Annotated in this window: 23 protein-coding genes and 1 pseudogene; 5 read left to right on the plus strand and 19 right to left on the minus strand. The window is 72.1% G+C overall.

From position 1 onward, the window contains the following. Positions 1 to 24: 24 nt before the first annotated feature. Positions 25 to 1,476, plus strand: coding sequence for a phospholipase D-like domain-containing protein (locus tag BM288_RS04670; RefSeq protein ID WP_177220255.1), 1,452 nt, complete (start codon positions 25 to 27; stop codon positions 1,474 to 1,476). Between the two features lie 17 nt (positions 1,477 to 1,493). On the opposite strand, the gene BM288_RS04675 is transcribed toward BM288_RS04670, so the two are convergent. From BM288_RS04675 to ubiE, 5 genes are all read right to left on the minus strand, one after another. Next, positions 1,494 to 2,135 (minus strand): hypothetical protein, encoded by a 642-nt coding sequence (locus BM288_RS04675; RefSeq protein WP_092916449.1) that lies wholly within the window; start codon positions 2,133 to 2,135, stop codon positions 1,494 to 1,496. A gap of 117 nt (positions 2,136 to 2,252) precedes the next feature. Next, positions 2,253 to 3,023 carry a sulfite exporter TauE/SafE family protein gene (locus BM288_RS04680; protein WP_092916451.1) on the minus strand — a complete coding sequence of 257 codons (771 nt, stop codon included), beginning with the start codon at positions 3,021 to 3,023 and terminating at the stop codon, positions 2,253 to 2,255. 1 nt (position 3,024) lies between these two features. Continuing rightward, complete coding sequence (locus tag BM288_RS04685) at positions 3,025 to 4,377, minus strand: FAD-dependent oxidoreductase (RefSeq protein WP_092916453.1); 1,353 nt, start codon at positions 4,375 to 4,377, stop codon at positions 3,025 to 3,027. Between the two features lie 57 nt (positions 4,378 to 4,434). Continuing rightward, positions 4,435 to 5,445 (minus strand): polyprenyl synthetase family protein, encoded by a 1,011-nt coding sequence (locus BM288_RS04690; protein ID WP_092916455.1) that lies wholly within the window; start codon positions 5,443 to 5,445, stop codon positions 4,435 to 4,437. Then, complete coding sequence (gene ubiE / locus BM288_RS04695; RefSeq protein WP_143103024.1) at positions 5,445 to 6,197, minus strand: bifunctional demethylmenaquinone methyltransferase/2-methoxy-6-polyprenyl-1,4-benzoquinol methylase UbiE; 753 nt, start codon at positions 6,195 to 6,197, stop codon at positions 5,445 to 5,447. Before ubiE ends, BM288_RS04690 begins: the two co-directional genes overlap by 1 nt. Positions 6,198 to 6,250: 53 nt before the next feature. Between ubiE and BM288_RS04700 the strand changes: the two genes are divergently transcribed. The 3 genes and pseudogenes from BM288_RS04700 (at position 6,251) to BM288_RS14575 (ending at position 11,766) form a co-directional block, all read left to right on the plus strand. After that, on the plus strand, positions 6,251 to 7,510 hold the full coding sequence (locus BM288_RS04700) for an isochorismate synthase (protein WP_092916457.1): 1,260 nt from the start codon (positions 6,251 to 6,253) through the stop codon (positions 7,508 to 7,510). Positions 7,511 to 7,649: 139 nt separating this feature from the next. After that, on the plus strand, positions 7,650 to 8,330 hold the full coding sequence (locus tag BM288_RS04705; RefSeq protein ID WP_092916459.1) for a hypothetical protein: 681 nt from the start codon (positions 7,650 to 7,652) through the stop codon (positions 8,328 to 8,330). 128 nt (positions 8,331 to 8,458) lie between these two features. Continuing rightward, a pseudogene (locus BM288_RS14575) lies at positions 8,459 to 11,766 on the plus strand (BTAD domain-containing putative transcriptional regulator). 39 nt (positions 11,767 to 11,805) lie between these two features. Here BM288_RS14575 and BM288_RS04720 read toward each other — a convergent pair. The 6 genes from BM288_RS04720 to BM288_RS04745 all read right to left on the minus strand — a co-directional run bounded on the left by BM288_RS04720 (position 11,806) and on the right by BM288_RS04745 (position 17,688). Further along, positions 11,806 to 12,279 carry a hypothetical protein gene (locus BM288_RS04720; protein ID WP_092916465.1) on the minus strand — a complete coding sequence of 158 codons (474 nt, stop codon included), beginning with the start codon at positions 12,277 to 12,279 and terminating at the stop codon, positions 11,806 to 11,808. Positions 12,280 to 12,399: 120 nt separating this feature from the next. Then, positions 12,400 to 13,383 (minus strand): PPK2 family polyphosphate kinase, encoded by a 984-nt coding sequence (locus BM288_RS04725; protein ID WP_092916467.1) that lies wholly within the window; start codon positions 13,381 to 13,383, stop codon positions 12,400 to 12,402. Between the two features lie 65 nt (positions 13,384 to 13,448). Next, positions 13,449 to 14,621: an AI-2E family transporter gene (locus BM288_RS04730; protein WP_092916469.1), complete on the minus strand. Its 1,173-nt coding sequence runs from the start codon at positions 14,619 to 14,621 to the stop codon at positions 13,449 to 13,451. Further along, entirely contained in the window at positions 14,621 to 15,523 is a 903-nt protein-coding gene (locus BM288_RS04735; protein ID WP_092916471.1) for an SDR family oxidoreductase, read from the minus strand. The genes BM288_RS04730 and BM288_RS04735 overlap by 1 nt, the downstream gene beginning before the upstream one ends. Then, positions 15,507 to 17,189 carry a 2-succinyl-5-enolpyruvyl-6-hydroxy-3-cyclohexene-1-carboxylic-acid synthase gene (gene menD, locus BM288_RS04740; protein ID WP_318255336.1) on the minus strand — a complete coding sequence of 561 codons (1,683 nt, stop codon included), beginning with the start codon at positions 17,187 to 17,189 and terminating at the stop codon, positions 15,507 to 15,509. Before menD ends, BM288_RS04735 begins: the two co-directional genes overlap by 17 nt. Continuing rightward, positions 17,182 to 17,688: a PLDc N-terminal domain-containing protein gene (locus tag BM288_RS04745; protein ID WP_092916475.1), complete on the minus strand. Its 507-nt coding sequence runs from the start codon at positions 17,686 to 17,688 to the stop codon at positions 17,182 to 17,184. Before BM288_RS04745 ends, menD begins: the two co-directional genes overlap by 8 nt. A gap of 48 nt (positions 17,689 to 17,736) precedes the next feature. Here BM288_RS04745 and BM288_RS04750 point away from each other — a divergent pair, with 48 nt between their 5' ends. After that, positions 17,737 to 18,042, plus strand: a complete 306-nt coding sequence (locus BM288_RS04750) for a DUF4229 domain-containing protein (protein WP_092916477.1) — start codon at positions 17,737 to 17,739, stop codon at positions 18,040 to 18,042. Between the two features lie 7 nt (positions 18,043 to 18,049). Here the strand turns inward: BM288_RS04750 and BM288_RS04755 are convergent, their stop codons facing one another. From BM288_RS04755 to BM288_RS04790, 8 genes are all read right to left on the minus strand, one after another. Beyond that, entirely contained in the window at positions 18,050 to 19,015 is a 966-nt protein-coding gene (locus BM288_RS04755; protein ID WP_092916479.1) for a 1,4-dihydroxy-2-naphthoate polyprenyltransferase, read from the minus strand. Positions 19,016 to 19,110: 95 nt separating this feature from the next. Next, positions 19,111 to 20,112, minus strand: a complete 1,002-nt coding sequence (locus BM288_RS04760; protein WP_092916481.1) for an AMP-binding protein — start codon at positions 20,110 to 20,112, stop codon at positions 19,111 to 19,113. Positions 20,113 to 20,179: 67 nt separating this feature from the next. Then, on the minus strand, positions 20,180 to 21,079 hold the full coding sequence (locus BM288_RS04765) for a 1,4-dihydroxy-2-naphthoyl-CoA synthase (protein WP_092916483.1): 900 nt from the start codon (positions 21,077 to 21,079) through the stop codon (positions 20,180 to 20,182). 40 nt (positions 21,080 to 21,119) lie between these two features. Then, positions 21,120 to 22,169 (minus strand): hypothetical protein, encoded by a 1,050-nt coding sequence (locus tag BM288_RS04770; RefSeq protein WP_092916485.1) that lies wholly within the window; start codon positions 22,167 to 22,169, stop codon positions 21,120 to 21,122. A gap of 77 nt (positions 22,170 to 22,246) precedes the next feature. After that, positions 22,247 to 23,335, minus strand: coding sequence for a hypothetical protein (locus BM288_RS04775; protein WP_092916487.1), 1,089 nt, complete (start codon positions 23,333 to 23,335; stop codon positions 22,247 to 22,249). A gap of 55 nt (positions 23,336 to 23,390) precedes the next feature. Continuing rightward, positions 23,391 to 24,518: a hypothetical protein gene (locus tag BM288_RS04780; protein WP_092916489.1), complete on the minus strand. Its 1,128-nt coding sequence runs from the start codon at positions 24,516 to 24,518 to the stop codon at positions 23,391 to 23,393. Between the two features lie 91 nt (positions 24,519 to 24,609). Beyond that, positions 24,610 to 24,996, minus strand: coding sequence for a hypothetical protein (locus tag BM288_RS04785; RefSeq protein WP_092916491.1), 387 nt, complete (start codon positions 24,994 to 24,996; stop codon positions 24,610 to 24,612). A gap of 56 nt (positions 24,997 to 25,052) precedes the next feature. Further along, positions 25,053 to 25,385 (minus strand): hypothetical protein, encoded by a 333-nt coding sequence (locus BM288_RS04790; RefSeq protein ID WP_143103025.1) that lies wholly within the window; start codon positions 25,383 to 25,385, stop codon positions 25,053 to 25,055. Between the last annotated feature and the right edge of the window lie 34 nt (positions 25,386 to 25,419).

Consider the following 25,419-nt stretch of genomic DNA (forward strand, 5'->3'; position numbering starts at 1 on the left):
GCACGGCGTGCCCATCGTGACCCCGTGGAGCTGACCCTCACCCAGGCGCTCACAGCGCTCTTCATCACGGTCGACGTCGCGCTGCGGCTGGCGGCCATCGTGGTCGTGCCCTACAACCGCAGGCCCGCCTCCGCCATCGCCTGGCTGCTGATCATCATGATCCAGCCCATCGCGGGCTGGATCATCTTCGGTCTGCTCGGCAACAACCGGCTCTCCGCCGGCCGCCGCAAGAAGATGGCGGCCATCCAGGAGCTCATCGGCGAGAGCACCCTCGACATCGACGACGTCGAGCCGCTGCCGGTCAGCCCCGAGTGGCTGCCCGGGGTCGTGGCGCTCAACCGCACGCTCTCGTCGATGCCGCACGTCGGCCCCACCGAGGCGGTTGTGTGGGGCGAGTTCGACTCGCAGCTCGAGGCCATGGCCCGCCGCATCGATGAGGCAGAGCGCTTCGTGCACGTGGAGTTCTACCTGATCGTCGCCTCCGAGCGCACCGAGGTGTTCTTCGCCGCGCTGGAGCGGGCGGCCGCACGCGGCGTCACCGTTCGCGTGCTCGTCGACCATCTGACGAGCGTGCGCTACCCGCGCCGCAAGGAGACCGTCGCGAGGCTCGAGGCGATGGGCGCCGAGCTGCGCGACATGCTGCCGCTGCGGCCGTGGAAAGGCCAGTGGCAGCGGCTCGACCTGCGCAATCACCGCAAGCTCGTCGTGATCGACGGCCGCGTCGGCTTCACCGGTTCGCTCAACCTCATCGACCCCTCCTACCTGTGGCGCAAGAACATCCGCCGCGGTCTGCAGTGGCGCGACACCTGGGTCGAGTTCACCGGCCAGCCCGTGCGCGCGCTCGGCGTGCTCTTCTGGTCGGACTGGTGGGCCGAGACGAACGAGCTGGTGGAACTCGCCACCGAGACGCCCGAGAGCCACGGCGACCTCAACGCATCCGTCGTGCCATCAGGGCCCGGCTTCGAGGGCGAGATCAACCTGCGCATCTTCCTCGAGCTGGTGCACGCGGCCGAGCGGCGCATCACGATCGTCAGCCCCTACTTCGTGCCCGACGAGGCGATGCGCTATGCGATCACCTCGGCTGCGCTGCGCGGCATCGAGGTCGAGCTGTTCGCCAGCGAGATCGGCGACCAGTTCTGGACGTACCACGCGCAGCGCTCGTACTACGAGGAGCTGCTGCGGGCGGGCGTGAAGATCACCCTGTTCGCGAAGCCGACCGTGCTGCACTCGAAGTTCATGACCTTCGACGAGCACGTCTCGGTGATCGGCTCGTCGAACATCGACATGCGCTCGTTCGGCCTGAACTTCGAGGTGTCGATGCTCATCGAGGGCGCGTCGATGGTCGCGCAGCTGCAGGGCATGGCGGATGGGTACCGGCTGCAGTCGTCGCAGCTCACCCTGGACGCGTGGATGGCGCGGCCCCGCATCGCGCAGGCCTTCGACTCGATCGCCCGGCTCACCTCAGCGCTGCAGTAGCCGGGCCGCGCGGGCCGCTACAGCTGCTCGGCGAAGTCGTAGACGACCCACGTGTCGCCGGCTTCGACGCCCTCGCCGGCCACGATGCCGGTCAGCCGGTCGCCGTCGCATCGGTACTGCACCGGCACCGGCTGCCGCTCGACGTCGGTCACGTCCGTCTCGACGATGCCGGCGGTGGTCATCGTGGAGGTGGTCGTCACATCCGAGTCGATCGGGGAGGTCGCGACCAGCCCGTCCTGGCCGACCGTGTACTCCCCGATCAGCGTGCCGTCCCAGATGACCTCGACGGAGGAGCCGGTGCCGTCCCTGATCTCGGTGAAGATGCGCCACTGGTGATACTCGAGGCCGAATCCGCCGGCGCCGTCGAACACGACCGAGAAGGTGCCGGAGACCTCATCGGCGTCCCCTGCGGGCACGTCCCAGGCTGGACTGGCGGGATCGACCTGCCACCGGCCCGGCAGGCAGTCGAGCGCCCGCTCCGATGCGCTCCGCTCATCGACGGCCGCTGCCGACGGGGCGGGATCGGGTGCCGGAGCGGAGCCGCTCGGCTCGCCCGGCGGGGCCGGATCGGGTGCTGGCGGCGGCGCCGTCGAGCAGGCGGTCGTGACCAGCAGTGCCGCGACGACGAGCGTCGCGCGCGCGAATCGGCTTCCGAGCATGCGCTCGCTCCTCTGCAACCCGTGACCCGATGCGCGGGTGGCGCGCTCGGCTGTCCCACCGAGCCAACCATCCCTCGCTCACAGGCGGTTCACAATCGGCGAGCCACCGCAGGCGCGTCAGACCAGCAGCATCGTGAGCGCCACCCCGAGCGCGAAGCCGATGACGATCACGCGCAGCACCCAGGACGGGACGCGGCGCGAGAGCCAGCCGCCTGCGAGGCCGCCGACGAGCGAGGCCGCGAGCATGAGCAGCACGACGCCCCAGTGCACGAGCGGCGAGAACGCCAAGATGACGGCACCCGTGCCGTTGATGACGCCGGCCACGATGTTCTTCAGCGCATTGTGGTGCTGCAGCGAGTCGTGGATGAGCAGGCCGAGCATCGCGAGCATCATGACGCCGATGCCGGCGCCGAAGTAGGAGCCGTAGATGCCGATCAGCACGAACGACGCCTTCGTGGACCAGCCGCCGGAGGATTCGGTGTCGAAGCCGTCGGCCGGGTCGCGCTTGAGTCGCTTCGCGATCAGCGGCTGCACGGCGAACAGGGCAGCGGCCGCGAGCACGAGCCACGGCACGATATCGGTGAAGGCGTCGGAGGGGGTCAGGAGCAGCAGCACCGCACCGAGCGCCCCGCCGATGGCCGCGAAGGGCGCGTTGACGACGAAGCGGCGGCGCTGGCGGCGCAGCTCGGCGCGATAGCTCCAGGCACCGCCGAGGGTGCCGAAGAGCATGCCGATCGACGAGGTCATGTTCGCCGCGAGCGGGCTCATGCCCGCGGCGAGCATCGCCGGGAAGGTGATGAGCGTGCCGCCGCCGGCCGCCGCGTTGATCGCCCCACCGCCGACGGCGGCGAGGGCGATCAGCAGGTAGCCGCCGAGCTCGAGCTCCAAGTCAGCGCTGGTCGCGGGAGACGGCGATCATCTCGTCGCGCGGCACGACCTTGATGCGCTCGCGGCCGTGCGGCTCGCCGAGCGACTTCTCGTGGTCGTCGAGGCGGATCCAGCCGTCGATGTCGGTCCACTCCACCGCCCGCTCCGCCAGCAGCGCCGGCACCGCATCCGCGTCGTAGTCCTCGGGGCTCCACCACGAGTGCTCATCGGAGAGCAGCTGCTCGACGGTCTCCTTCGCGTCGGACTTCGTGTGGCCGATGAGGCCCACCGGACCGCGCTTGATCCATCCCGTCGCGTACATGCCCGGCACCGGGCGCGAGCCGTCGTGCACCCGGCCGGCGATGTTCGGGATCACGCCGCGGCGCTCGTCGAAGGGCACATCGTGCAGGGGCGAGGAGAAATAGCCGACGGCGCGATAGAGCGCCTGCACCGGGATCTCGCGGTACTCCCCCTTACCCTCCAGCCCGTCCTCGGTCGGCCGGGTGCGCTCGACGCGCAGCGCCTCGACCCTGCCGTCGCCGAGCACCGCGTCGGGGCGCGACCAGAAGTGCAGGTGCAGTCGGCGGCTCGCCTGGCCGGTCTCGCGCTGCCGCCACTGCTCGAGCACGCGCGAGATGACCAGGATCTGCTTGTTCTGCTTCAGCGTCTCCTCGTCGGGATCGACGCCGAAGTCCTCGTCGTGCAGGATCATGTCGACGTCGCGCAGCTCGCCGAGCTCGCGCAGCTCGAGCGGCGTGAACTTGACGCTCAAGGGTCCGCGGCGGCCGAAGACGTGCACGTCGGTGACAGGCGACGCCTTGAGCCCGTCGACGACATTGGCCGGCACCTCGGTGGGCAGCAGATCCTCAGGGTGCTTCACGAGCATGCGCGCCACGTCGAGCGCGACGTTGCCGTTGCCGATCACCGCGATCTCCTTGGCCTCCAGCGGCCACTCGCGCGGCACGTCGGGGTGGCCGTCGTACCAGGAGACGAAGTCGGCCGCGCCGTGGGAGCCGGGCAGGTCGATGCCGTCGATCTCGAGCGGTGCATCCTTGGTGGCACCGGTGGCGAAGATGACGCCGTGGTAGAGCCGCTGCAGGTCCTCGACCGTGATGTCCTGCCCGAAGCGCACGTTGCCGAACAGCCGCACGGTGCCCGACTCGAGCACCTCGCGCAGTGCCGCGATGATGCCCTTGATGCGCGGGTGGTCGGGGGCGACGCCGTAGCGGACGAGCCCGTAGGGCGCCGGCAGCTGCTCGAACAGGTCGATGAAGGTCTCACGGCCGTGCTCGGCGGCGGCCTTCTTCAGGATGTCGGCGGCGTAGATGCCGGCGGGGCCGGCGCCGACCACGGCGATGCGGAGCGGTGCGCTCACGGTTCTCCTTCAGCGTGCGTGGCGGCGGCGCCGCCCATGTTCTTGAGGTGTGCGGGTTCAGCGGGTGCGCGCGACGACGTGCTTGGCGAAGGCTTCGAGGGCGCGGCGCACGGTGCCGGCGGGCAGCGCCTCGAGCGCCTCGAGCGCCTGCTGCTGCCAGCGCTCGGCCTCGGCGATCGCCTCGTCGACGACGGGATGCTCGGCGAGCTCGGCGATCGCGGCGGTCAGGTCGGCCTCGTCGGTCGGCGACTCGAGCCGGGTGGCGAGGGCGACGGAGGCCGCGTCCTCGCGGGCACGCAGCAGCAGCACGGGCAGCGTCTGCACGCCGGCGCGCACATCGGTGCCGCGATCCTTCCCGGTCTCGGGGTCGTCGGAGAGGTCGATCGCGTCGTCGACCAGCTGGAAGGCCACGCCGATGCGCTCGCCGAAGTCTCGCAGCGCGTCGCGGTAGCCGGCGTCGGCGCCGCTCACGAGCACGCCGAGCTCGGCGGCCGCAGCGATGAGCGAACCGGTCTTGTCGCTGAGCACCTGCAGGTAATGCTCGACCGGGTCGGCCTCGCCGGGCCCGAGGGTCTCTTGCAGCTGGCCGAGGCAGAGCCGCTCGAAGGTGCGGGCCTGCAGCTGCGCGACCTCGGAACCCAGCGGCGCGGAGACCGCGCCGGCGCGGGCGAACAGCAGGTCGCCGGCGAGGATGGCGACCGAGTTGCTCCAGGCGATGTGGGCGGCGGGCACGCCTCGCCGGGTCTCCGCCTCGTCCATCACGTCGTCGTGGTACAGGCTCGCGAGGTGCGTGATCTCGACGACCTCGGCGGCGGCGAGCACCTCGTCGTCGATGCCGCGGCCGAGGTGAGCGGCCAGCAGCAGCAGCAGCGGCCGGGCACGCTTGCCGCCGGCCTCCTTGAGGTACCGGGTCGCCGCATCCACCACCGGGTCGGCGACCCGCAGGTGCTCGTCGAGCAGCACCTCGAGCCGCTCGAGCCCGGTGTCGACGGCGTCGATGACGCGCTTGTCGGCGGGCGTCGCGAAATGCGGCCCGCGGAGCCCGAAGGCCGAGGTCACCGACGGCATCAAGCGCCCTGCTCCTCCTGCTGCGCGTGGCGCGCGAGCCGCATGGCGCTCGTGACCTCCGTGGGCTTGCGGCCGCGGTGCAGCGCCACGACGCCCAGCGTCAGGTTGCGGTGCGCGACGCGCGTGAAGCCGGCCGTGCGGATCCACTGCGAGAGCACCTGCTGCTCGGGCCACGAGGCGATCGACTCGACCAGGTATCGGTAGGCCTCCGGGTTGCTGCTGGCGGCCATCGCCATGCCGGGCAGCACGCTGCGCAGGTAGAGCTCGTAGCTCTTGCGCACGACGCCGACGGGCGGCTGCGAGAACTCGCAGATGAGCACGCGCCCGCCCGGCTTCAGCACCCGGTAGAACTCGCTCAGCGCTGCTCGCGGGTTCTGCACGTTGCGCAGCCCGAAGGAGATGGTGACGGCATCGAACGAGTCGCTGTCGAACGGCAGCTCCTCGGCCGAGCCGTGCACGAACTCGATGTCGGGGTGGCGCTCCTGCCCCACCTCGAGCATGCCGTGGCTGATGTCGAGCGCGGTGACGAGCGCACCCGCCTTCGCCATCGGCGCTGCCGATGCGCCGGTGCCGGCTGCGACGTCGAGGATGCGCTCGCCGGGCTGCGGTCGCACGGCGCGCTGCATGTGGATGCGCCAGAGCCGGTCGTTGCCGCCGGAGAGCAAGGTGTTCAGCAGGTCGTAGCGCTTGGCGGTCGCGTCGAACATGCCCGCGACCTCTTCGGGGTCCTTCTGCAGGTCAGCTCGGTTCACCCCACCATCCTAGGCTCCCGTGGCCGAGCGATCGCCTGGGTAGGCTTGCCGCTATGCCAGGCCTGCGGGTGCGCTCCGAGCGCATGGAGCTCGGGCGCCTGCTGGAGCATGCCGACCCGCGTGCGCCGCTGGCCGTCCGTCGCGGCGCCGACGGCATCGTCGGTCGCGGCGAGGCGCTGCGGCTCGAGTTCCACGGCCCCTCGCGCTTCACAGATGCAGCGGATGCGTGGCGCCGCGTCGCGCAGGACGCCCTCGTCGACGACGCGGTCGGCGTCCCCGGCACGGGGCTGATCGCCTTCGGCGCCTTCGCCTTCGACGACGCCTCCGCGGCGACGAGCGTGCTGATCGTCCCGCAGGTGGTCGTCGGTCGGCGCGGCGACGACGAGTGGGTGACCTGGATCGGCGATCAGGGCCGGCTGCACCCGACCGCGGTCGACGACGTGCGCGTCGAGCTGCGCGATGGTGCCATCGACGCCGCGCGGTACCGGGCGGTCGTGGCCGAGGCGACCGAGCGCATCCGTGCCGGTGAGGCCGAGAAGATCGTGGTGGCGCGCGACCGGGTTGGCCAGCTGCCTCCGGACGGCGACGTGCGCTCGGTCGCCGTGGGTCTCGTGCAGCGCTACCCGGATGCCGTCACCTACGCCGTCGACGGACTGATCGGCGCGAGCCCCGAGACGCTCATCGCCGCGCACCACGGGCACTTCTTCTCGCGCGTGCTCGCCGGCACCGCCGCCCGCGGGGCGACCCCGGCGCTCGATGCCGACATCGCCGAGTCGCTGGCGGACGGCGACAAGGACATGCGCGAGCATCGCTTCGCCGCCGCCTCGGCGATCGAGGTGCTGCGGCGGCTCGCGCCGGACGCGCGGGCGTCCGAGCCGTTCCCGCTGCAGCTGCCCAACCTGTGGCACCTGGCGACCGACATCACCGGCACCCTCGGCGAGCACTCGACGCTCGACGTGCTGGCCCTGCTGCATCCGACCGCGGCGGTCGCCGGCACGCCGCGGTCGGCCGCGCTGCAGCTCATCCGCGACCTCGAGGGGATCGATCGGGGCCGCTACGCCGGCCCGGTCGGCTGGATCGACGGCAACGGCGGTGGGGAGTGGGTGATCGCCCTGCGCGGGGCGGACATCGCCGCAGACGGCTCGATCCGGGCGTTCGCCGGGGCCGGCATCGTCGCGGGCTCCGACCCCGACGCCGAGCTCGCGGAGACCGGCGTGAAGCTGCGCCCGATCACCGACGCGCTGGCCGACCCGCTGCCGGCCGCCAGGCCGGAGACGCCGCGGCCGGCGGAGCGGCTGCCGGGCCGCCAGTAGCCCGCATGCCGCCCGGCGGCTGCCCGCGCGCGGCGTGCGAGCGGGCGCGAGCGCCGTGCGCGGCGTCTGTGAGCGATCTGAGAGCGGCTCCCGGCATGGTGATGCCACTGGCACCGGACGACGAACGACGAGGACGCCGATGAGAGACCACCGCACTGCTGGACCGAAGTTCGGGGCGCTCATCGCCCTCACGCTGGGAGCGGCACTGCTGCTGTCGGGCTGCAGCAGCAGCATCGACCCGGAGGCTTCCGAGCAGGCGGCCGTGACCGGTGGTGGCCCGGGCGGAGGCTCGACGAAGGCCGGCCGGCCCGCGGACGACGCCGCCGACGCCGACGGCGAGGCAGATGCGGAAGCCGAGCCTGCGGAGCCGGCGACGGAAGCGCTCGCCGGCGCGGCCTGCCTGACGGGCAGCTGGGTCGTCGACAACGAGCACTTCGGCGAGCTCATGTCATCGGTCTCCGGCAGCGCCGTCGACGACATTGAGGGCGTCACCACGGTCACGTTCCGCGACGACGGCACGACGACGACCCACTACGACGAGTGGCAGCACACCATCACGATGGACTCCGCGACCGTGACGATCGTGAAGGATGGCGAGGATTCCGGCGTCTACGAGGTGGCGGAGGACGGCAGCATGACACTGACCGACACCGACCTCGGCGCCACCACGACATCGCAGATGACGATGGGCGGCCAGACCGTCGCCCATCAGGCCCCGCCCCAGCCCTCGGTCTTCTCCCGAGCGACGTTCCGCTGCGAGGGCGATGCGCTCACCGTGACCGCAGAAGGAGCGACGACAATCCTGCACCGCGAGGACTGAGAGGCCCGCCTGCCTGAACGAAGAATGGGTGATCGTCCCGCAACCGCACCTTTGCGCTTCCTGTATGCCACTCTGGTCAGGGGCCGTCGCCCCGGGAGGCTGGGTGCGCGAGCGTGGTCGAACTTCTCATGCTGGGCCCGATCGGCGTGCGCACCGAGCACGGCGTCTCCCTGATCCGCAGCGCCAAGCAGCGACTGATCGTCGCGCATCTGGCGCTGGCTCGCGGCAAGGCGGTCAGCGAGCACGTGCTCGTCAGGGACCTGTGGCTGGATCCGCCCGCCGACCCGCTGCACGCGCTCCAGGCGCACGTGTCCCGCCTGCGCCAGACGAGCTCCCTGCCGATCGAGCACGGTGCGGCCGGGTACCAGCTCGCTGCAGAGCACACCGCGGTGGATGCCTCTCGCTTCGAGGACCTGCTGCGCGATGCCCAACAGGATCCCGATGCGAGCTCGACGCTCCGGACGCTGCGGGAGGCGCTCGCCGTGTGGCGAGGCCCGGCGCTGGAGAACGTGCCGGACTCCTCGGGGCTCGACCACCATCGTGCACGGCTGGAGCTGCTCTACGACCAGGCCGCCACACAGCTCGTCGAGGCCTACCTCGAGGCGGACCAGCCAGAGGCGGCCCTGCCGCTGCTGCGCGAGGCCATCGAGCTGAATCCGCTCGACGAGCGCCGCTGGGGTCAGCTCATGGTCGCGCTGCACCACGCCGGCCGGCGCGGTGAAGCGCTCGACGCGTTCTCGCAGGCGCGCACGATGCTGGTCGATGAGCTCGGACTGGATCCGGGTGCACGCCTGCAGCAGATCCACCGCGACATCCTCAACGGGACGAGCTCGGACGAGGCGCCGGCCGCGGGCTCCGGGGAGCAGGAGCTCTTCGGCCGGGCCGCCGAGTGGGATGTGCTGACGCGGCTGCAGCACGCAGCCGGCTCGCGCCAGCGGGTCGCAGTGCTCAGCGGCGAGCCCGGCATCGGCAAGACCCATCTGGCGACGCGGTTCCTCGCATCCCTGGGCGAGACCCCGGTGCATTCCAGCCGCTGCCACGCCACGCACAGCGTGCCCTATGGCGCGCTGGCGCAGCTGATCAGGAGCGACTGCGCGCAGCTGGGGCCGCAGGAGCTGGCCGCACGCCTCGGCCCCTCGGCGGCAGCGCTGCGGGGTTCGTGGCACAGCTCCCCGGCATCTCACCGGCCCCGGCAGCGCCCGAGCCGCAGGCCGAGCATCATCGTGTCAGGCTCGCACTCAGCCACTGGTTGCGGAACGCGAGCGCAGCCGGGCCGATCTGCCTGTCCGTCGACGACCTGCAGTGGGCAGACGCCGACTCGCTGCGGCTGCTCGAGGAGCTGTGGTCCATGCCGGAGGACTCCCCCGTGCTCTGGATCGTCACGCTGCGCGACCGGGAGCACCTGCCCGGCACGCCGCACGCGGAGCTCATCGAGCGCGCCATCCAGCCGTCGGGCTCGATCGTGCAGCTGGCGCTGCACGGCCTCTCGCCGGTGGCGGTCGAGCAGCTCATGCGCGCAGAGATGGGTGACGAGCGCGCCGGCGCGCTCGGCGCGCCGACGATCGACGAGGTGGTCTCCGCCACCGCCGGCAACCCGCTCTACGTGCTCACCACCGCCCGCCACCTCGTGGACCGGGGAGCGGGACCCGTGGGCGGCACCGGCCTGACGGTGCCGCCCAGCCTGGCGAGCATCGTCGCGGGACATCTGGCACGCCTGAGCGAGGCCGATCGCGAGCTGCTGGAGATGGCGGCGATCCTGGGTGAGGAGTTCGACCCGATCCTGGTCGGGGTGGCGAGCGGCATCCGCGATCCGCGCACCCTGGACAGCTTCCTGTCGACGGCCGAGCACTTCCGGCTGCTGGCACCGCACACCACCGGCGGGCTGCGCTACAGCTTCCGGCACGCACTCGTGCAGGCTGCCGTGCTGCACCGCATCGTTCCCTCCCGGCTCGCGCAGCTGCACCTGCAGGCCGCGCGCGCCGCTGAAGCCCACCCGCACGTGCCCGACCGGCTGCACATGCTGGCCCATCACTACGCGCGTGCCGTGCATCTGATCGGCGCCGACGAGGCCATCCCGCACCTGCTGGCGGCTGCCGCGGCCTCGCTGCAGCAGCGCGCGCCCGCTGTCGCGCTGGAGCTCTACCGCGCGGCGCAGGCGCTGCTGACACCGGAGTCGCCGGTGGAGCAGCGCTGTGAGGTGCACCTCGGGCTAGGAGAAGCGGGCTACCGCACCGGCGCCGACTACCGCGCCGAGCTGCTGACCGCCGCTCGGCTCGCGTACGGGGCGGCGGATCTCGACCGGCTCGTGCGCGCCGCCGTCGCGAACAATCGCGGCTGGTACTCCAGCACCGCCGAGGTCGACCGCGACCGCGTGGCGGTGATCGACGCCGCGCTGGCGATGCTGCCGAGTGCCGGCGAGCAGGGCTATCGGACCGAGCGTGCGCAACTGCTCTCGCTGTGGGCGCTGGAGAACGTGCGCGACGCCGCGCGCCGGGAAGAAGTGCTGCATCGCAGCGCTGAGTCGCTGCGCATCGCCGAGACGCTGGACGATCCGGATGTGCTCGGCGAGATCATGAACCAGCGGTACACGGTGCTCTACGCGACGTGGATGGATCCGGCGGGAACCTACGACTTCGCCCGCAGCATCGACGCGTTCGCGAGCTCGAGCCTCAACCCCGACCTGCAACTGCGATCGGCCGTCGCCGTCGCGCAGTCGGCGATGACGATGGGCGACATCGCGGCCGCCGACCGGGCGCTCGAGCGTGCGCACCGGCTCGCCACCGAGCTGAACTACCCGGCGCGGCTGTGGCTGCTCGGCACCTGGCTCGCCACCCGCACGGGGATGCGCGGCGACCTGGCCGCGGCGCATGCGCAGGCGAACGAACACTTCGAGCTGGGGATGGCGCTCGAGCAGCCCGATGCCTTCACCTGGTACCTCGGTCAACAGTTCGCGTTCCAGCACGCGAGCGGGCAGCTGGCGGCACTCGCAGAGGCGGTGGAGGAGCACGCGGCGCCGCTCGCCAAGCAGATCCCCGCATGGCGGGCCGCGTACGCCCTCGCGCTGACCAGCGTCGAGCGGTGGAGCGAGGCGCGAGCCATCATCGACGACTTTCGAGCAGGAGAGTTCGCCAGCCTGCCGCTCGACGTGCTCTACCTGCACGGCCTGAGCTTCCTGGCCGATGCTGCCGTCCACCTGCGCCACATCGACGCGGCGCAGGAGCTCTACGAGCTGCTGCTGCCGTATGAGGGGATGCTTGCCAACAACGCGACCATCGACGCGGGACCGGTCGACTTGCGGCTGGGCACGCTCGCAGCGCTGCGAGGGGATGCCGCAGCCGCCCGGGGGCACCTTCGCGCGGCGGCAGCCTTCTGCCGGGACAACGACGTGCCGCTGTGGTTGGAGCAGGTCACGACGGCGCAGGCCCGGCTGCAGTGAGACTGGAGCGCGCCCGGGCGCCGCGACTGCCCGCATCCGTCATCGCTGCAGGATCACGTTGTAGGCCACCGTGTCCTCCATCGCCATGATCCCCACGCTGTAGGTGCCGTTCGCGAACTGTCCCTGCAGCATGCCGGTCTCGCTCCACATGTCCTCCGAGTAGCCGGCGTCGAGCAGCATCTGCCGAGCCTCCTGCATCGCGGCAGGCACGTCATCGGGGGTCATCCCCAGCGCCCACATCCTGATGCTGTCGGTCTCCTGCGCTGTGGCGACGCTGATCGGCGCGTCGATCAGGGGAACCTCTGCAGGGAAGTCGGCCGGCAGCTCGCCGCCGACCTCGAGATCGACGCCGCTGCCCTCGGCGATGCTCTCGATCACCTCCTGCGCCTGGTTCTCCGCGGCGTCTTCGACGAGCTGCTCGACCGGGTTGCCGAAGCAACCGGTCAGGGCGGCGACCGCGGCGAGCGCGACGATGGCGCCGACGCCCTTGATCGAGATTCGAGTGCGATGCATGCGAGGTTCCTTCTGTCGGGCGGCGTCGGCTGGGTGCGCACCCCGTGGAGGCGGTGCACCGCCAGACAAGCACTCGGTCCTCACAGGCCACTCACACGGCCCGCGCACGCACGCGGCGGGCTACATGCTGGTGGACTTCTTGCCCTTCTTGGCCTTCTTGCGCTTCTTGCCCTTCTTGCCCTTCTTGGCCTTCTTCGACTGCTTGTCCTGCTTGCTCTCAGGCTGCTGCTCGTCGGCCTCGTCGACCTCCGGCTCGGGCTCGGGCACGTCACCGGTGGCGAGCAGCCGCTCGCGCTCGGCAGCCACATCGAAGTCGGCGGCGGGCCACTGCGGGTCGATCCCCTGCAGCGCCTCGACGAGCAGCTCGTGCACCGCGAGCCGCGCGAACCACTTGCGGTCGGCCGGCACGACGTACCAGGGGGCGGATGCGCGGGCCGTGCGGTTGATGGCGACCTGGTAGGCCTCCATGTAGTCATCCCAGTGGTCGCGCTCGTCGACATCGCCCGGGTTGTACTTCCAGTGCTTGTCGGCGCGGTCGAGCCGCTCGAGCAGCCGGGCGCCCTGCTCCGCGCGCGAGATGTGCAGCATGACCTTGATCAGATGGATGCCGCGGTCGGCGATCTGCTGCTCGAACTCGACGATCCTGCCGTAGCGCTCCTGGATCTCATCGGCGGGCGTCAGCGCGCGCACCCGGTGGATGAGCACGTCCTCGTAGTGCGAGCGGTCGAAGACGCCGATCATCCCGGGCGTCGGCAGCGCCTTCTCGATGCGCCAGAGGAAGTCGTGGCGCTTCTCCGCCGCGGTCGGCGCCTTGAAGGCCTTGATGGCGACCCCCTGCGGGTCGACCTGCCCGACCACGTGCCGCATGATGCCGCCCTTGCCTGCGGTGTCCATGCCCTGCACCATCAGCAGCACTGCGCGTTCATCGCCTGCTCGGCTTGCGGCGAAGAGCCGCTCCTGCAGGTCGGCGAGCGGCTTCGCGCCCGCGGCGAGCACGCGCTCACCGGCCTGCTTGTCGCCGTCGAACCCCGGCGTCGAATGCGGGTCGATGTCGGCGAGGCGCACGGAGCGGGCGATGCGCAGGGCGTCGGTGATCGCGGTCATGGGCAGAGACTAGCTGCCACGGCTCCACGCTCGACAGGTGCTGGGCGCGACAGGTGCTGCGCGCGTCAGGTGCTGCGCGCGCCTCGGCCCTGCACGCCCTGCCCGATCGCCGTGCCGAGGCGACCGCTGCCCGGGTCGTCGATCCGGCTCGCGATCAGCTTGCTCACCCAGGCGAGCCTCGGATCCGGGTCGACCAGCAGCGTCTTCACCGCCAGCGTCGCCGGCAGCGCCAGCAGCGCGCCGACCGGGCCGAGCGCGTACGCCCACACGAGCAGCGACAGGAACGAGGTCGCGGGGGTGACACCCACCGCATCCCCCGCCACCTTGGGCTGGATGAGCGACTGCATGACGAAGTTGATGACGCTGAACAGGATGGCCGTCAGCAGCGCGTTGATGGGACCGTTGGCCAGCAGCGCCATGAGCGTCGGCGGGATCACCCCCAGCACGAAGCCGACGTTGGGGATGTAGTTGGTCACGAACGCGAACACCGCCCACACCAGCGCCAGCGGCACGCCGAGCGCCGACAGCGCGACCAGGTCGAGCGCCGAGACGATGAGGCCGAAGACCGTCGCCACCACCCAGTAGCGCTGCACACCGGCCGCGAAGCGGTCGACGCCCCGCACGATGCCGGGATTCGTGGTGGCGATGCGCTTGATGCGCTCCGGCAGCCCCATGGAGTCCCAGGCGAGGAAGAAGATCACCACGAACAGCGTCGCCAGGAACGCCAGCACGCTGCCGGCGTCGGAGGCGAGCGCGGCGACCGCGCTGGCGATGGCGCCCGGGCTGAACGCGCTCTGCAGCTGTTCGAGTGCCTCGTCTTGGGAGATCCCGAGCGATTCGAGCCAGCCCATCATGTCGCGGTACATGCTGTTGAACTCGGTCGAATAGCCGGGCAGCTCGCTCACGAGCGACTGCACCGACCAGTAGATCGACCAGAACAGCGCGATCAGGAACGCGTAGACCGTCAGCACCGAGGCGAGCGCGGCGACCGCTTTCGGTGCGCCGATGCGCAGCAGCCACTGCTGCAGCGGCATGACCGCGATCACCAGGTTGACGCCGAGGAAGATCGGAGCGACGAAGATGGCGACTTGGTTGAGGAGGATGAGCACGCCGATCGCCGCGATGATCGACAGCAGCACGATGAGGGTGCGCGGCAGCATCCAGCGCTGCTCTGCCTGCTCCGAGATCTGCGGCACGGGCGGCAGCGCCGCCTTCCGCCGCTGCCACGGCCAGCGCATCAGCGGGCGCTCCCATCCTCGACGGGCGCGGCGGCGGGTGCCGGCTGCCGCCCCGTGAAGCCGTCCATGCCCTCGTTGACGCCCAGCGCATCCGCCAGCCGGTCGGCCAGCGCGGACGGCAGCACCTTGATCGCCGGCACCAGGCGCACCGGCGGCGGCAGCGCCAGCAGCGACCGACGGGACTCGATGGCGCCGAGGATCTGGGTGGCGACGCGCGCCTGCGAGAGGATCGGCAGCAGCGCAGGCACCTTCGTGGTGACGCCGTCGAACATGCCCGTGTCGATGTAGAACGGCGCGACGGTGAGTGCCGTGATGGGCGAGCCCTGCTTGCGCAGCTCGGCCCGCAGCGACTCCATGAAGCCGACCGCGGCGAACTTGCTGGCCGCGTAGTCGGTCTGGCCGGCGACGCCGATGAAGCCCGCAGCGCTCGCGACCGTGACGATGCGGCCGCGTCCGGCGTCGCGCATCGCGGGCAGCAGGGCGCGCGTGACGAGGATCGGCGCGATCGCGTTGACGCGCATGGTCAGGTCGATCTGGGCGGGGCTCAGCTCGGTGAGCGGGCGGCCCGAGACGACGCCGGCGTTGTTGATCAGCACGTCGACCGGGCCCAGCATGAGGGTCTCGGCGGCGGCGAGCTCGATCGCGTCGGCGTCCGCGAGGTCGACCTGCACCACCGTGCCCCGCCCGCCCTGCTCGGCGACCTCCTGGCTGACCGACCGCGCCGCGGCTGCGTCGCGATCCCAGATGACGACGTGCGCGCCCTTCCGCGCGGCTCCCAGGGCGACGAGCCGACCGATGCCGCTGCCGCCGCCGGTGATCACGATCGTCGTGCCGGAGCCGATGCGGGTCGCGGCCGTGCCGCGCCTGCCGCCGGCACCCGCGCGCTCAGAGCTGCTGCGCATCCGCCTCCCCTTCCAGTACAGCCTCGATGATGCCCGGTCGCGCCTGCGAGAGCGCTCGGCGGAGGCCGGCGCGATCGCGCACGCGCTCGTAGGGCCAGCCATACGCCGCCGCCAGATGCTCGAGGTCGACCTCGTGCGGGGTGCGCAGCACGCGGGAGAAGTCGTCGGGCGCAGCGCTGCCGGCCACCTCGAGCAGGTCGAAGAGGCTGCCGCCGCGGTCGTTGCCGACGATGATCTGCAGCGGCGGGCGCTCCTCCCCCGGGGGCACGTGCAGGCCGCCGGCGTCGTGCAGCAGGGCGAGGTCGCCGATCAGCAGCCGGGTGAGGCCGGGCTCACCCGTGCGCCGGTGCACGATGGCGATGCCGGATGCGGTGCTGACGGTGCCGTCGATGCCCGCGAGACCGCGGTTGGCTCGGGCCGTCACCGCCTTGGGGCCCGCGAAGGCGTCGAGCTCGCGGATCAGGCGGCTGGCCGCCACCACCAGGCGATCGTGCGGCCAGGTGCGATCCCACACCTGGGTGACGAGCTCGCGGCGGGTGATCGCCGCGCGCCCCTCGGCAAGCTCTGCCTTCGCGTAGGCGGAGCGCGAGAGCTGCGAATCCGGTGCCTTCTCGGCGTCGTGCTCGGCGGCGAGGGCGCGGCCGGCGGCGACCCACCGCTCGATCCACGCGCGACCGATGTCGTCGGCGTCTCGCTCGGCCGGCTCGACCTCGATGCGGCCGGTCAGCACGGTCGTGGCGCCGGTGCCCCGCACGTTGTCCTGCCCGGCGCGGCCGATCACGACCACCTCGACGTCCGGCCGGCGGATGAGCCCGGTCACGGCGCGCGAGAGCGTCGGGTGGCCGAGCACGACGACCCGCCGCACCGCCTCCCCCAGCTGCGCGATGACGTCGCGCCCGTGCGGCACGAGCACGCGGCCGAAGCGGGCGCCGCTGGTGGGCTCGGCGATGAGCGGCGCGCCGATCGCCTCGGCGAGATCGACCGCTGCGGGGCCGGCGTCGGCTCCGGCGATCACGACGGTGGCGGGTGCGGGCCGCAGCGTCGCGGTCGGCATCGGCGGGCGGCCGACGGGATCGACCGGTCGTGCCTGGGCTGGCTCGCCGCCCGAGAGCGGCTCGCGGAAGGCGATGTTGAGCTGCACCGGGCCCGGCTCGGTGTGGGCCTCGTCGCGCCAGCCGAGGGCCGCGCGCACGGCAGCCACCGCGTCGCCCTCGGGATCGTGCAGCGCATCCGCCCCCACGTCGCGCACGATGCGCGCCGCATCGCCGAAGATGCCCGGCTGGCGCGCGGTCTGGTTGGCGCGGACGCCCTGCAGCTCTGCCGGACGGTCGGCGGTGATGGCGATCAGCGGCACGTCGCTGTGGTGCGCCTCGAGCATCGCCGGGTGCAGGTTCGCGAGCGCCGTGCCGCTCGTGACGACGATGGCCGCCGGGGCGCCGCTCTCGCGGGCGAGGCCGAGCGCGAGGAAGGCGGCGCTGCGCTCGTCGATGCGCACGTGCAGCGCGAGGGTGCCCTCGCGGGCACTCCTGGCGGCGGCCAGCGCGATGGCCTGGGAGCGCGAGCCGGGGCAGACGATCAGGTCGGCGACGCCCGCGGCGGCGAGCGAGGCGACCAGGCGGTCGGCGTAGGCGGCAGCCGGCAGGGCCGGCCGTGCCGCCTCAGGCACGGGCGGAGTCGCCGCCATCGCCGGTCGCGCGGTGGCCCTCGCCGTCGACGTCGTCCTCGGCCGCTCCGGCGTCGGGCTTCGCGCCGCGCTTCGGCTTGGGCTTGGGCGCGGGCCGCTGCTCGGGCGCACGGGGCTCGGGGCTCGCCGCGGGCGGCGCCGGGCGCTCGGCCTCGGGCGCTGCGCCGAAGTCCTCGTCGTCGAGCGCGGCCAGCTGCGCCTCGAGGTCGGCGATGCGACGGTCGGTCTCCTCGTCGCTGACGGTGGTCGAGCGCGAGAACGAGGGGTCGTCGTCGGGCGCCATCGGCGGAGCAGAGGCACGCGGCCCCTTGCCCCACGCGAGCCACGCGGCCGCGCCGATCACCGGCAGCACCACGATCAGCACCACCCACAGCACGCGGTTGAGATGGCGGATGCGGCGGTCGTCCGTCACCGTCAGGTCAACGAGGGCGTACACCGTGACCACCAGGGCCAGGATTCCGCCGGTAATGATCCACCGCATGCCCACAGCCTACGTCGGTTCGCTATGGGGCGCTCATAGACTTGGTGCATGGCCCCCTCGATGCGCTACCTGATCGTGCGCGCGCTCCTGTTCATCGTGCCGTTCGCTGTGCTGATGATCGCGAAGGTGCCGTGGTGGCTGTCGATGATCGTCGCGCTCGTGTTCGCGTTCGCCGCCTCGATCGTGTTCTTCTCGCAGCTGCGCGATGCCGCCGCGGCCGACGTGCAGCGGATGCGCGAGGGGCGCAGGCGCGCGGGCGCCGGCCCCGACGACGCGGACGTCGAGGATGCCGCGCTGGGCGAACCCGAGGTGACCGACGGCACCGACGACCCGGACGCATCCGCCCGCCGCTGAGCGGGCTTCAGGCCCCGGGCACGGAGACGAAGCCGGCGGGGCCGCCCCAGATGGCGACGGCGAGACCGACGCCGTAGAGCAGCGCCGTGAGGCCCGTCAGCCCCAGTGCCGTGATCAGGTCGCGCGGTGTGCGCGCCATCACGACGACCACCATCGCCGGTCCGGCCAGCAGCAGCACCGCGAAGACGGCGATGCCGTAGGCGAGCGCATACGAGAACACCCACAGGATCACGAACGGCACCAGCATCAGCAGCACGTAGAGCGCCTTCGAGGGTCGACGGCCGATGAGGGTGGCGAGGCTGCGCTTGCCCGCGGCCCGGTCGGTATCGATGTCGCGGAGGTTGTTGCACAGCATCAGCGCCGCCGAGATGGAGCCGATCGCGACCCCGAGCGCGATCGAGTCGGCGGTGATGCGGCCGATGATCGCGTAGACGGTGCCGATCACCGCGACCGGGCCGAAGAACAGGAACGCCATCAGCTCGCCCAGCGCGAAGTAGCCGTAGGGGCGCTTGCCGCCGGTGTAGCCCCAGGCGGCGGCGATGCAGACGAGGCCGACCAGCAGCAGCCACCAGCGGCCCGAGAGCACGACGACGAGGATGCCGGCGAGCGCGCCGGCGGCGAGGAAGGCGATCGCGACGTTGCGCACCGCGCGCGGCTCGGCCTTGCCCGCGCCCACGAGCCGGCCGGGGCCGACCCGCACCGCGTCGGTGCCGCGCACGCCGTCGGAGTAGTCGTTGGCGAAGTTCACGCCGATCTGCAGGAAGACCGCGAGCGCGAGGCAGGCGAGCGCGATGCCCAAGTGGAAGCCCTGGGCGTTGAACGCTGCGGCACTGCCGAGCGCGACGGGTGCGATCGCCATGCCGAGCGTGCGGGGCCGCGATGCGGCGACCCAGTCGCGGGCGGTCGCTGGGCTGGGCGCGGTGCCGGCGACCTGCGCGCGCTTGGCAGGGTTGCCGGATCGAGGAGAGGCCATCGCCTCGATGCTAGCCGCGCCGGAAACGCAACGGCTATTCGGCGCCGATGTGCACAAATCGCGCGCATCCGCGCGGCATGGCCGTTGGATCCGTGTCAGCCGAAGAGGCCGCGGCGGCGCCGCTCCTGCGTGCGGCTGGCCACCAGCCGGCCCAGCCGCTTGCGGTCGGGCTTGCCGGATGCGGTGGTCGGCATCACCGAGACCGTCACCAGGTGGTTGGGCCTGGCGGGCTTGCCGAGCGCGTTCGCGACCGCCGCGCGGATCTCGGCCAGCGAGGGCTTGAGCGTCGTCACCACCGCCGGCACCTCGCCCCACTCCGGGTGCGGCGCCGCGACCACGACCGCGTCGGGCGCGAACACCTGCACCACGTGCTCGATGGCGGCGAGCGAGATCTTGATGCCCCCGGAGTTGATGACGTCGTCGATGCGGCCGGAGACCTGCAGCGTGCCGCCGATCAGGGAGCCGGCATCACCGGTCTTGTACCAGCGGGTGCCGGCGCCGTCGGTGTGGAAGCGCTGCTCGGTGAGCGCCGCGTCCTCGTAGCCGTCGGCGAGCTGCGGGCCGGAGATCTCGATCTGGTCGGTGAGCCGCACCTTGACGTCGCGCAGCGGCCTGCCGTCCCAGACGCATCCGCCGACGGTCTCGGTCGCGCCGTAGGTGCGTGTGATGCGCCAGCCCAGCCGCGCGGCGCGCTCGATCAGCCCGAAGGGGGCGCGCTGCCCGCCCAGCAGGATGCGGTCGAGGCGCGCGACGGGCGCGATGAACGAGCGGTCGAGCATCGCCGCGTCGACCAGCCGCGCGAGCTGCGTCGGCACCAGCGAGGTGTACTTGCGCTCATGCTCGAGGCTCTGCACCGCCTCGACGAAGGCCTCGGCGGTGAACGCGCCGGCGGTGCGCACGAGCGGTGCCCCGCTCACCTCGTTGCGCCAGATGACGTTCATGCCGGCGATGTAGTGGTCCGGCAGCGCGAGCACCCACTGGCCGGGCGCGCCGAGCCGGTCGATCGCCGCGTCGGTCGAGGCTGCGATCGCCTCGTCAGAGAGCACGACGCGCTTGGGCACGCCGCTGGATCCGCTGGTCTCCACGACCACTCCCACGGTGCACCTCCTTGTCGCGCTGCGCTTGCTTCAGTCTGCTCTGGTCATCCGGTTGACGCCTGCGGCGTCAGTACTGCCACGGGTACGGCGACCAGTCGGGCTCCCGCTTCTCCAGGAACGAGTCTCGCCCCTCCACGGCCTCGTCGGTGCCGTAGGCGAGTCGCGTCGCCTCACCGGCGAAGATCTGCTGCCCCACGAGCCCGTCGTCCACCGCGTTGAAGGCGAACTTCAGCATGCGGATCGCCGTCGGGCTCTTCGTCAGGATCTCCCGCGCCCAGTCGATCGCCGTCGCCTCGAGCTCGTCATGGGGGACGGATGCGTTGATCGCGCCCGCCTGCAGGGCGCGGTCGGCGCTGTACTCGCGGGCGAGGAAGAACACCTCGCGCGCGAACTTCTGCCCGGTCTGGCGCGCCATGTAGGCGCTGCCGTAGCCGGCGTCGAACGAGCCGACATCCGCATCCGTCTGCTTGAAGCGCGCGTGCTCGCGGCTGGCGATCGTGAGGTCGCAGACGACGTGCAGCGAGTGGCCGCCGCCGGCCGCCCAGCCGGGGACGACGGCGATGACGACCTTCGGCATGAAGCGGATCAGCCGCTGCACCTCGAGGACGTGCAGGCGGCCGCTCCTGGCCGGGTCGATGCCCTCGGCCGTCTCGGAGTCGGCGTACTTGTAGCCGTCGCGCCCGCGGATGCGCTGATCGCCGCCCGAGCAGAAGGCCCAGCCGCCGTCCTTCTCGCTCGGCCCGTTGCCCGTCAGCAGCACGACGCCGACGCGGCTGTCCTGCCGCGCGTCGTCGAGCGCGCGGTAGAGCTCATCGACCGTGTGCGGGCGGAAGGCGTTGCGCACCTCGGGCCGGTCGAAGGCGATGCGGGCGATGCGGCCGTCGCGCGAGCGGTGCACGGTGATGTCGTCGTAGCCGGGTGCCGCATCGGCCCACTCGGCGGGGTCGAACAGGGGCGAGATGGTCACCCGGCCAGCCTAGCGAGCGGCGCGCGCACGGTGCAGCGGCTCACTCCACCACCGGGCACGGATCGCTTGGGACCCCGTAGTCGTCGAGCGACGCGCACAGCCACTCCGTCAGCGCGCCCGTCTCATCCCGCATGATGCGCATGCGCGCGTCGAACCACTGGCTGTTCATCTCGGAGCCGGCCATCAGCTGCACGCTCACGTCGATCGAGCTGTCGTTCGCGAGCTGCACCCACGTGCCGCCGCCGTACACGACCTCGAAATCGGTGGCGATCGAGCAGTCCGGCTCCTCCTGGCACTGCGCGGCGACGGCCACGCCGACCTCGCCCGCGTGCGCCGCCACCGCTGGCGCGAGCTGCACGTCGAAGTACGTCGCGGTGGGGGTCGCCTCGTCGCCGTCGACCGTGAAGGGCTCGCTGGAGGTGCGCAGGATCTCGTCGCTCGCGTCATCGAAGGCATAGCTGCCGGGGTAGAGGTGGACGGGCGTCGTGAACGGGATCGGGAAGCCTGCGATCTGCGCCCTGACGGATGCGGAGAACGTCTGCACCATCACGCGTTCTGCGAGCGAGGTGGTCAGCCGCCAGCCGCCGTCTGCGCGCTCGGCGTCGAGCGTGCGGGTGACCTCGTCTCGGCCGATCTCGTAGCTCACCTGCACGGTGCCCGCGTCGCCGTCGATGTGCAGCATCAGCACCTCTGGAACCTCGATGCGGTCGGCCGACTGCAGCACCGCATCCGGGATGTCACCTGCCGAGCGCGGCAGCGGCACCATCGCGGTGGCGTCGCCCGCGCGACCCTCGGCGATCGCGGTCAAGTATTCGATCGCGGCGGCGCGCAGGCTGTCGGCATCGGCGCTTGCCGCGGCGCGCTCGGCGAGCTGCAGCCCGCCCGGGATCGCCGCGCCCACGATCGCACCGACCACGGCGCCGATCAGCACGTGGCGCCAGCTCAGGCCGGCGCGGCGCGGGCTCTCGAGCGCGTCGGATGCGTCGGGCTCGGCCGTGTGCTCGGGACGCTCGGTCGTCGGCTGCGGGTCGGGGCGCGCGGGAGCGTCGACCTCTGCGGGCATCTCGAACTCCGGCATCGACGGCGGCACAGGCTCATCATGGCGCGAACCGCGAGCGCACGACAGAGCTCGCGCAGGATCGTTGCCGAAGGGTTGCACCAGCCGCCTCAGAGCGTGCAGCCGTGCAGCTCCTCCGCGCTCGCGCCGGGCTCGCCGCACAGCCACTCGGCAGGTGCGCCGTCGTCGTCGAGGATCGCGCGCAGCCGCACGTCGAACCACTGCGTGTCCTGCCCGTCGAGCGCCATGATCGGCACCACCAGGTCGATGGCGCCCGTGTCGGCATCGGCGTCGACCGGGTAGGGCTCGCCCACCGGCAGCAGCCGCAGCCCGTAGCCGACCGGGCAGCGGGCGCGCAGCTGGCAGTCGGCGACCGTGTCGAGCGCGAGCTCGGTGGCATAGTCGCGGATGCGCGGCACGACTCCGGCGGTCACGTACGGCGCGGTCGGGGTGCCGGGGTCGCCGTCGACGACGAACTCATCGCCGCCGGAGAGGAAGAAGAGGCCGGCGAACGCGTCGATGCGGTAGCTGCCCGGGTAGAGCAGCACCGGCGCGGCACCGTCGAGCGGCACACCGGCCACCTGCACGCGCGCGATGGGATCGCTGAAGGTGACGTCGGCGACCTCCGCGAGCGACGTCCGCAGCCGCCACTCGCCCTCGACGAGCCGCGCCTCCAGCGCGCGGAACACCTCGATGCCGCCCACGCGATAGCGCACATCGGCCGAGCCGCTGACGCCGTCGACCTGCACGAGCTGCACCGTGTAGTCGGTGATCGGGGTCGCGGACTGCAGCACCGCATCCGGAGCCACGCGACCGCTGCCGCGCACCGGCGCCAGCCCGGTCGCGACGCCCGCGCGGCCGTTGGCGATGGCCGTGAGGTACTCGAGCGCGACCGAGCGCAGATCCTCGACCTGCGCGCCGGCCGCGGAGTCGTCGAGCGACTGCAGCGCCACCGGGATCGCGCCGCCTGCCAGCACACCGACGAGGCCCGCGATCAGCAGCTGGCGCCAGCCGAAGCGCCGCCGCGCGGTCGCCGTATGGAGAGGGTCCGACTCGAGCGGGCCGGCACTGAGGGGGTCGGCGGAGTCTGTGCCGAGGCCGTCTGAGGCGGGATCGATCGGCGAGGAGCCGGTCGATCCGGGCCGAACGGAGCCCTCCGCCCGTGGCGGCATCTCGAACTGCGGCATCGCCGTCGACACACTGCGATTGTGGCCCTCGTGCGGGCGCGGCGGAAGAGGCGACTTCGCGGGCGAGTCAGGCCTCGCAGGCGACGGGCTCCTCGCCCTGGCTGCCGAGCCCGCTGCACGATGCGTCCATCACGCCGCCGAGCTCGTCGAGCAGGATCACCACCTGCACGACCACCTGCTCGTTGAACGAGCCGCTCTGGGCGATCAGCGGCACCTGGATGAACAGCAGGCGGGTGGGATGGTCGCCCATCCACTGGGCCGCGCCATCGGCGCGCACGGTCGCGGTGTCGGGCCAGACGCACGCGCCAGAGTCGGCACACGCCTCGGCGTAGACGAGCGCCCGAGCGGTCGCGTCGTCGAGCATCGTCTGCGACAGCCGCACGCTCGCGGCCAGCTCGGTGTCGGTGGTCGGGATGCCGTCGATCGCGAAGCCCTCATCGACGCTCTGGTAGATGGATCGCTCGATGCTGTCGAGCCGGTACCAGCCCGGGTAGAGCTGCAGCGGCACCGGGTAGCCGAGCTCGACACCCGCGACGGTCGGGATGATGACACCGCTGAAATCCGACAGGCGCGGCTGCTCGAGCAAGGAGGACGTGAGCTGCCACTCGCCGTCCACGCGCTGGGCGTCGAGCAGGCGCGAGATGACAGCGGTGCGCAGCCGGTAGCGCACCTGCACGACGCCGGTGTCGCCGTCGGCGAGCGCGTGCACGACCTCCGGCTGATCGATGCGCGTCGCCGACTCGAGCACGGCATTCGGCGCGACGGGCACCGAGCGGGCGGGCGGCACGAGCGCGCTCGCGGCCTCAGCGTCGCCGGCCGCGATCGCCGCCAGGTAGCGCTCGGCGAGCCCGCGCAGCTGCTCGGTCTGCGCTGCCGCCGCCGTGCGCTCGGCGCTCTGCAGGCTCAGCGGGATCGCGACGCCGACGAGCGCGCACACGAGACCGACGATCGCGAGCTGCCGCCAGCCGAAGCGGCGGCCGCCCACCTCGGTGCGCGGCGGCTCGGTCGGCTCGCCGAGTGGCCGACCCGGGGCCGCCGGCTCGGCAAGGTGCCGGCTCGATCGCGGATCACCCGGCCCGCCGAGATGCTCCGCGTCGGGAGTGGGAACGCCGTCATCGCCGTGCGCTGCAGGCCGGGCAAGCGCTGCAGGAGGCATGGCGAACTGCGGCATCTCCTGCGGCACGTCCTCGGGCATGCGGCCATCCTGGCCGATCGGCGCGACCGACCGCGTCGCGAGCCAGGATCGTTGCCGAATGGTGATGGGCTGCGGCAGGGCAGCCCATGGATCAGACCGGGGTCGAGAGCGCCTCGAGGAAGCCCCAGCCGAACGAGGTCGCTGCGGCGAAGAGCACGAGGAATGCGAGACCGAGGGCGGCTCCGAACACGCCCGTGCGTCGCCCATCCGCCGTGGTCGCGCCCAGGACGCCGCACACCACACCGACGAAGCCGACGAGCGAGGCGAGGATGACGACCACCACGAGCATCGGGAACTCGCCGGGCTTCGGCGCGAAGAGGTAGCTGAACTGCTGCACCAGCGAGACCACCTGCAGGATGACCGCAGCCGCCAGCAGCCACAGCGAGGCAGGGCCGAGCCGGGCGCGGCGGCGGTGCTTCGCCGAGCGCGCCGGGGCGGGGCGACGGTCCGGCTCGGCGAGCTGCAGTTCTTCGATCACGCTGCGATGGTACGAACCGAACGCGTGCGCGCCTGGGAGGCGCGCCACCGCATCCGCTACTGGAGCAGGCCGAGCGCGAAGCCGATGATGAGGAAGACCACCGGGTTCGAGATGACGAGCAGCCCGCCGGCGATCGCCGCCATCGTCAGGTTGGCGGAGCCGCGCTTCACCGACGCCGTGATCGCGAATGCCAGGCCGAGCAGCGTGATGATGCCCCAGACCGGCAGCAGCCAGACGACGAGGCCGTCGAGGTCGATCCATGAGACGCCGATCGCGAGCAGGAAGCTCGCGCCGCAGAGGGCCGCGGCGACCAGGGCGAGGATGCCCCAGACCGGGTTGCGCCGGCGGGTCTTGGCGCGCGTATCGATCACCCAGGGCAGCTCGGTCACGCACCGATTCTGGCAGGCGTGCGAGCATGGGCGC

This window comes from Agrococcus baldri (assembly GCA_900114805.1).
GTDB lineage: Bacteria > Actinomycetota > Actinomycetes > Actinomycetales > Microbacteriaceae > Agrococcus > Agrococcus baldri.

What these genes read in the sequence shown, in the direction of transcription:
- BM288_RS04675 (WP_092916449.1), bottom strand. Translation starts at nt 2,135, where the DNA reads ATGCTCGGAAGCCGATTCGCGCGCGCGACGCTCGTCGTCGCGGCACTG.
- BM288_RS04690 (WP_092916455.1), bottom strand. Translation starts at nt 5,445, where the DNA reads ATGCCGTCGGTGACCTCGGCCTTCGGGCTCCGCGGGCCGCATTTCGCG.
- BM288_RS04700 (WP_092916457.1), top strand. Translation starts at nt 6,251, where the DNA reads ATGCCAGGCCTGCGGGTGCGCTCCGAGCGCATGGAGCTCGGGCGCCTG.
- BM288_RS04705 (WP_092916459.1), top strand. Translation starts at nt 7,650, where the DNA reads ATGAGAGACCACCGCACTGCTGGACCGAAGTTCGGGGCGCTCATCGCC.
- BM288_RS04720 (WP_092916465.1), bottom strand. Translation starts at nt 12,279, where the DNA reads ATGCATCGCACTCGAATCTCGATCAAGGGCGTCGGCGCCATCGTCGCG.
- BM288_RS04725 (WP_092916467.1), bottom strand. Translation starts at nt 13,383, where the DNA reads ATGACCGCGATCACCGACGCCCTGCGCATCGCCCGCTCCGTGCGCCTC.
- BM288_RS04730 (WP_092916469.1), bottom strand. Translation starts at nt 14,621, where the DNA reads ATGCGCTGGCCGTGGCAGCGGCGGAAGGCGGCGCTGCCGCCCGTGCCG.
- BM288_RS04735 (WP_092916471.1), bottom strand. Translation starts at nt 15,523, where the DNA reads ATGCGCAGCAGCTCTGAGCGCGCGGGTGCCGGCGGCAGGCGCGGCACG.
- BM288_RS04745 (WP_092916475.1), bottom strand. Translation starts at nt 17,688, where the DNA reads ATGCGGTGGATCATTACCGGCGGAATCCTGGCCCTGGTGGTCACGGTG.
- BM288_RS04750 (WP_092916477.1), top strand. Translation starts at nt 17,737, where the DNA reads ATGGCCCCCTCGATGCGCTACCTGATCGTGCGCGCGCTCCTGTTCATC.
- BM288_RS04755 (WP_092916479.1), bottom strand. Translation starts at nt 19,015, where the DNA reads ATGGCCTCTCCTCGATCCGGCAACCCTGCCAAGCGCGCGCAGGTCGCC.
- BM288_RS04780 (WP_092916489.1), bottom strand. Translation starts at nt 24,518, where the DNA reads ATGCCCGAGGACGTGCCGCAGGAGATGCCGCAGTTCGCCATGCCTCCT.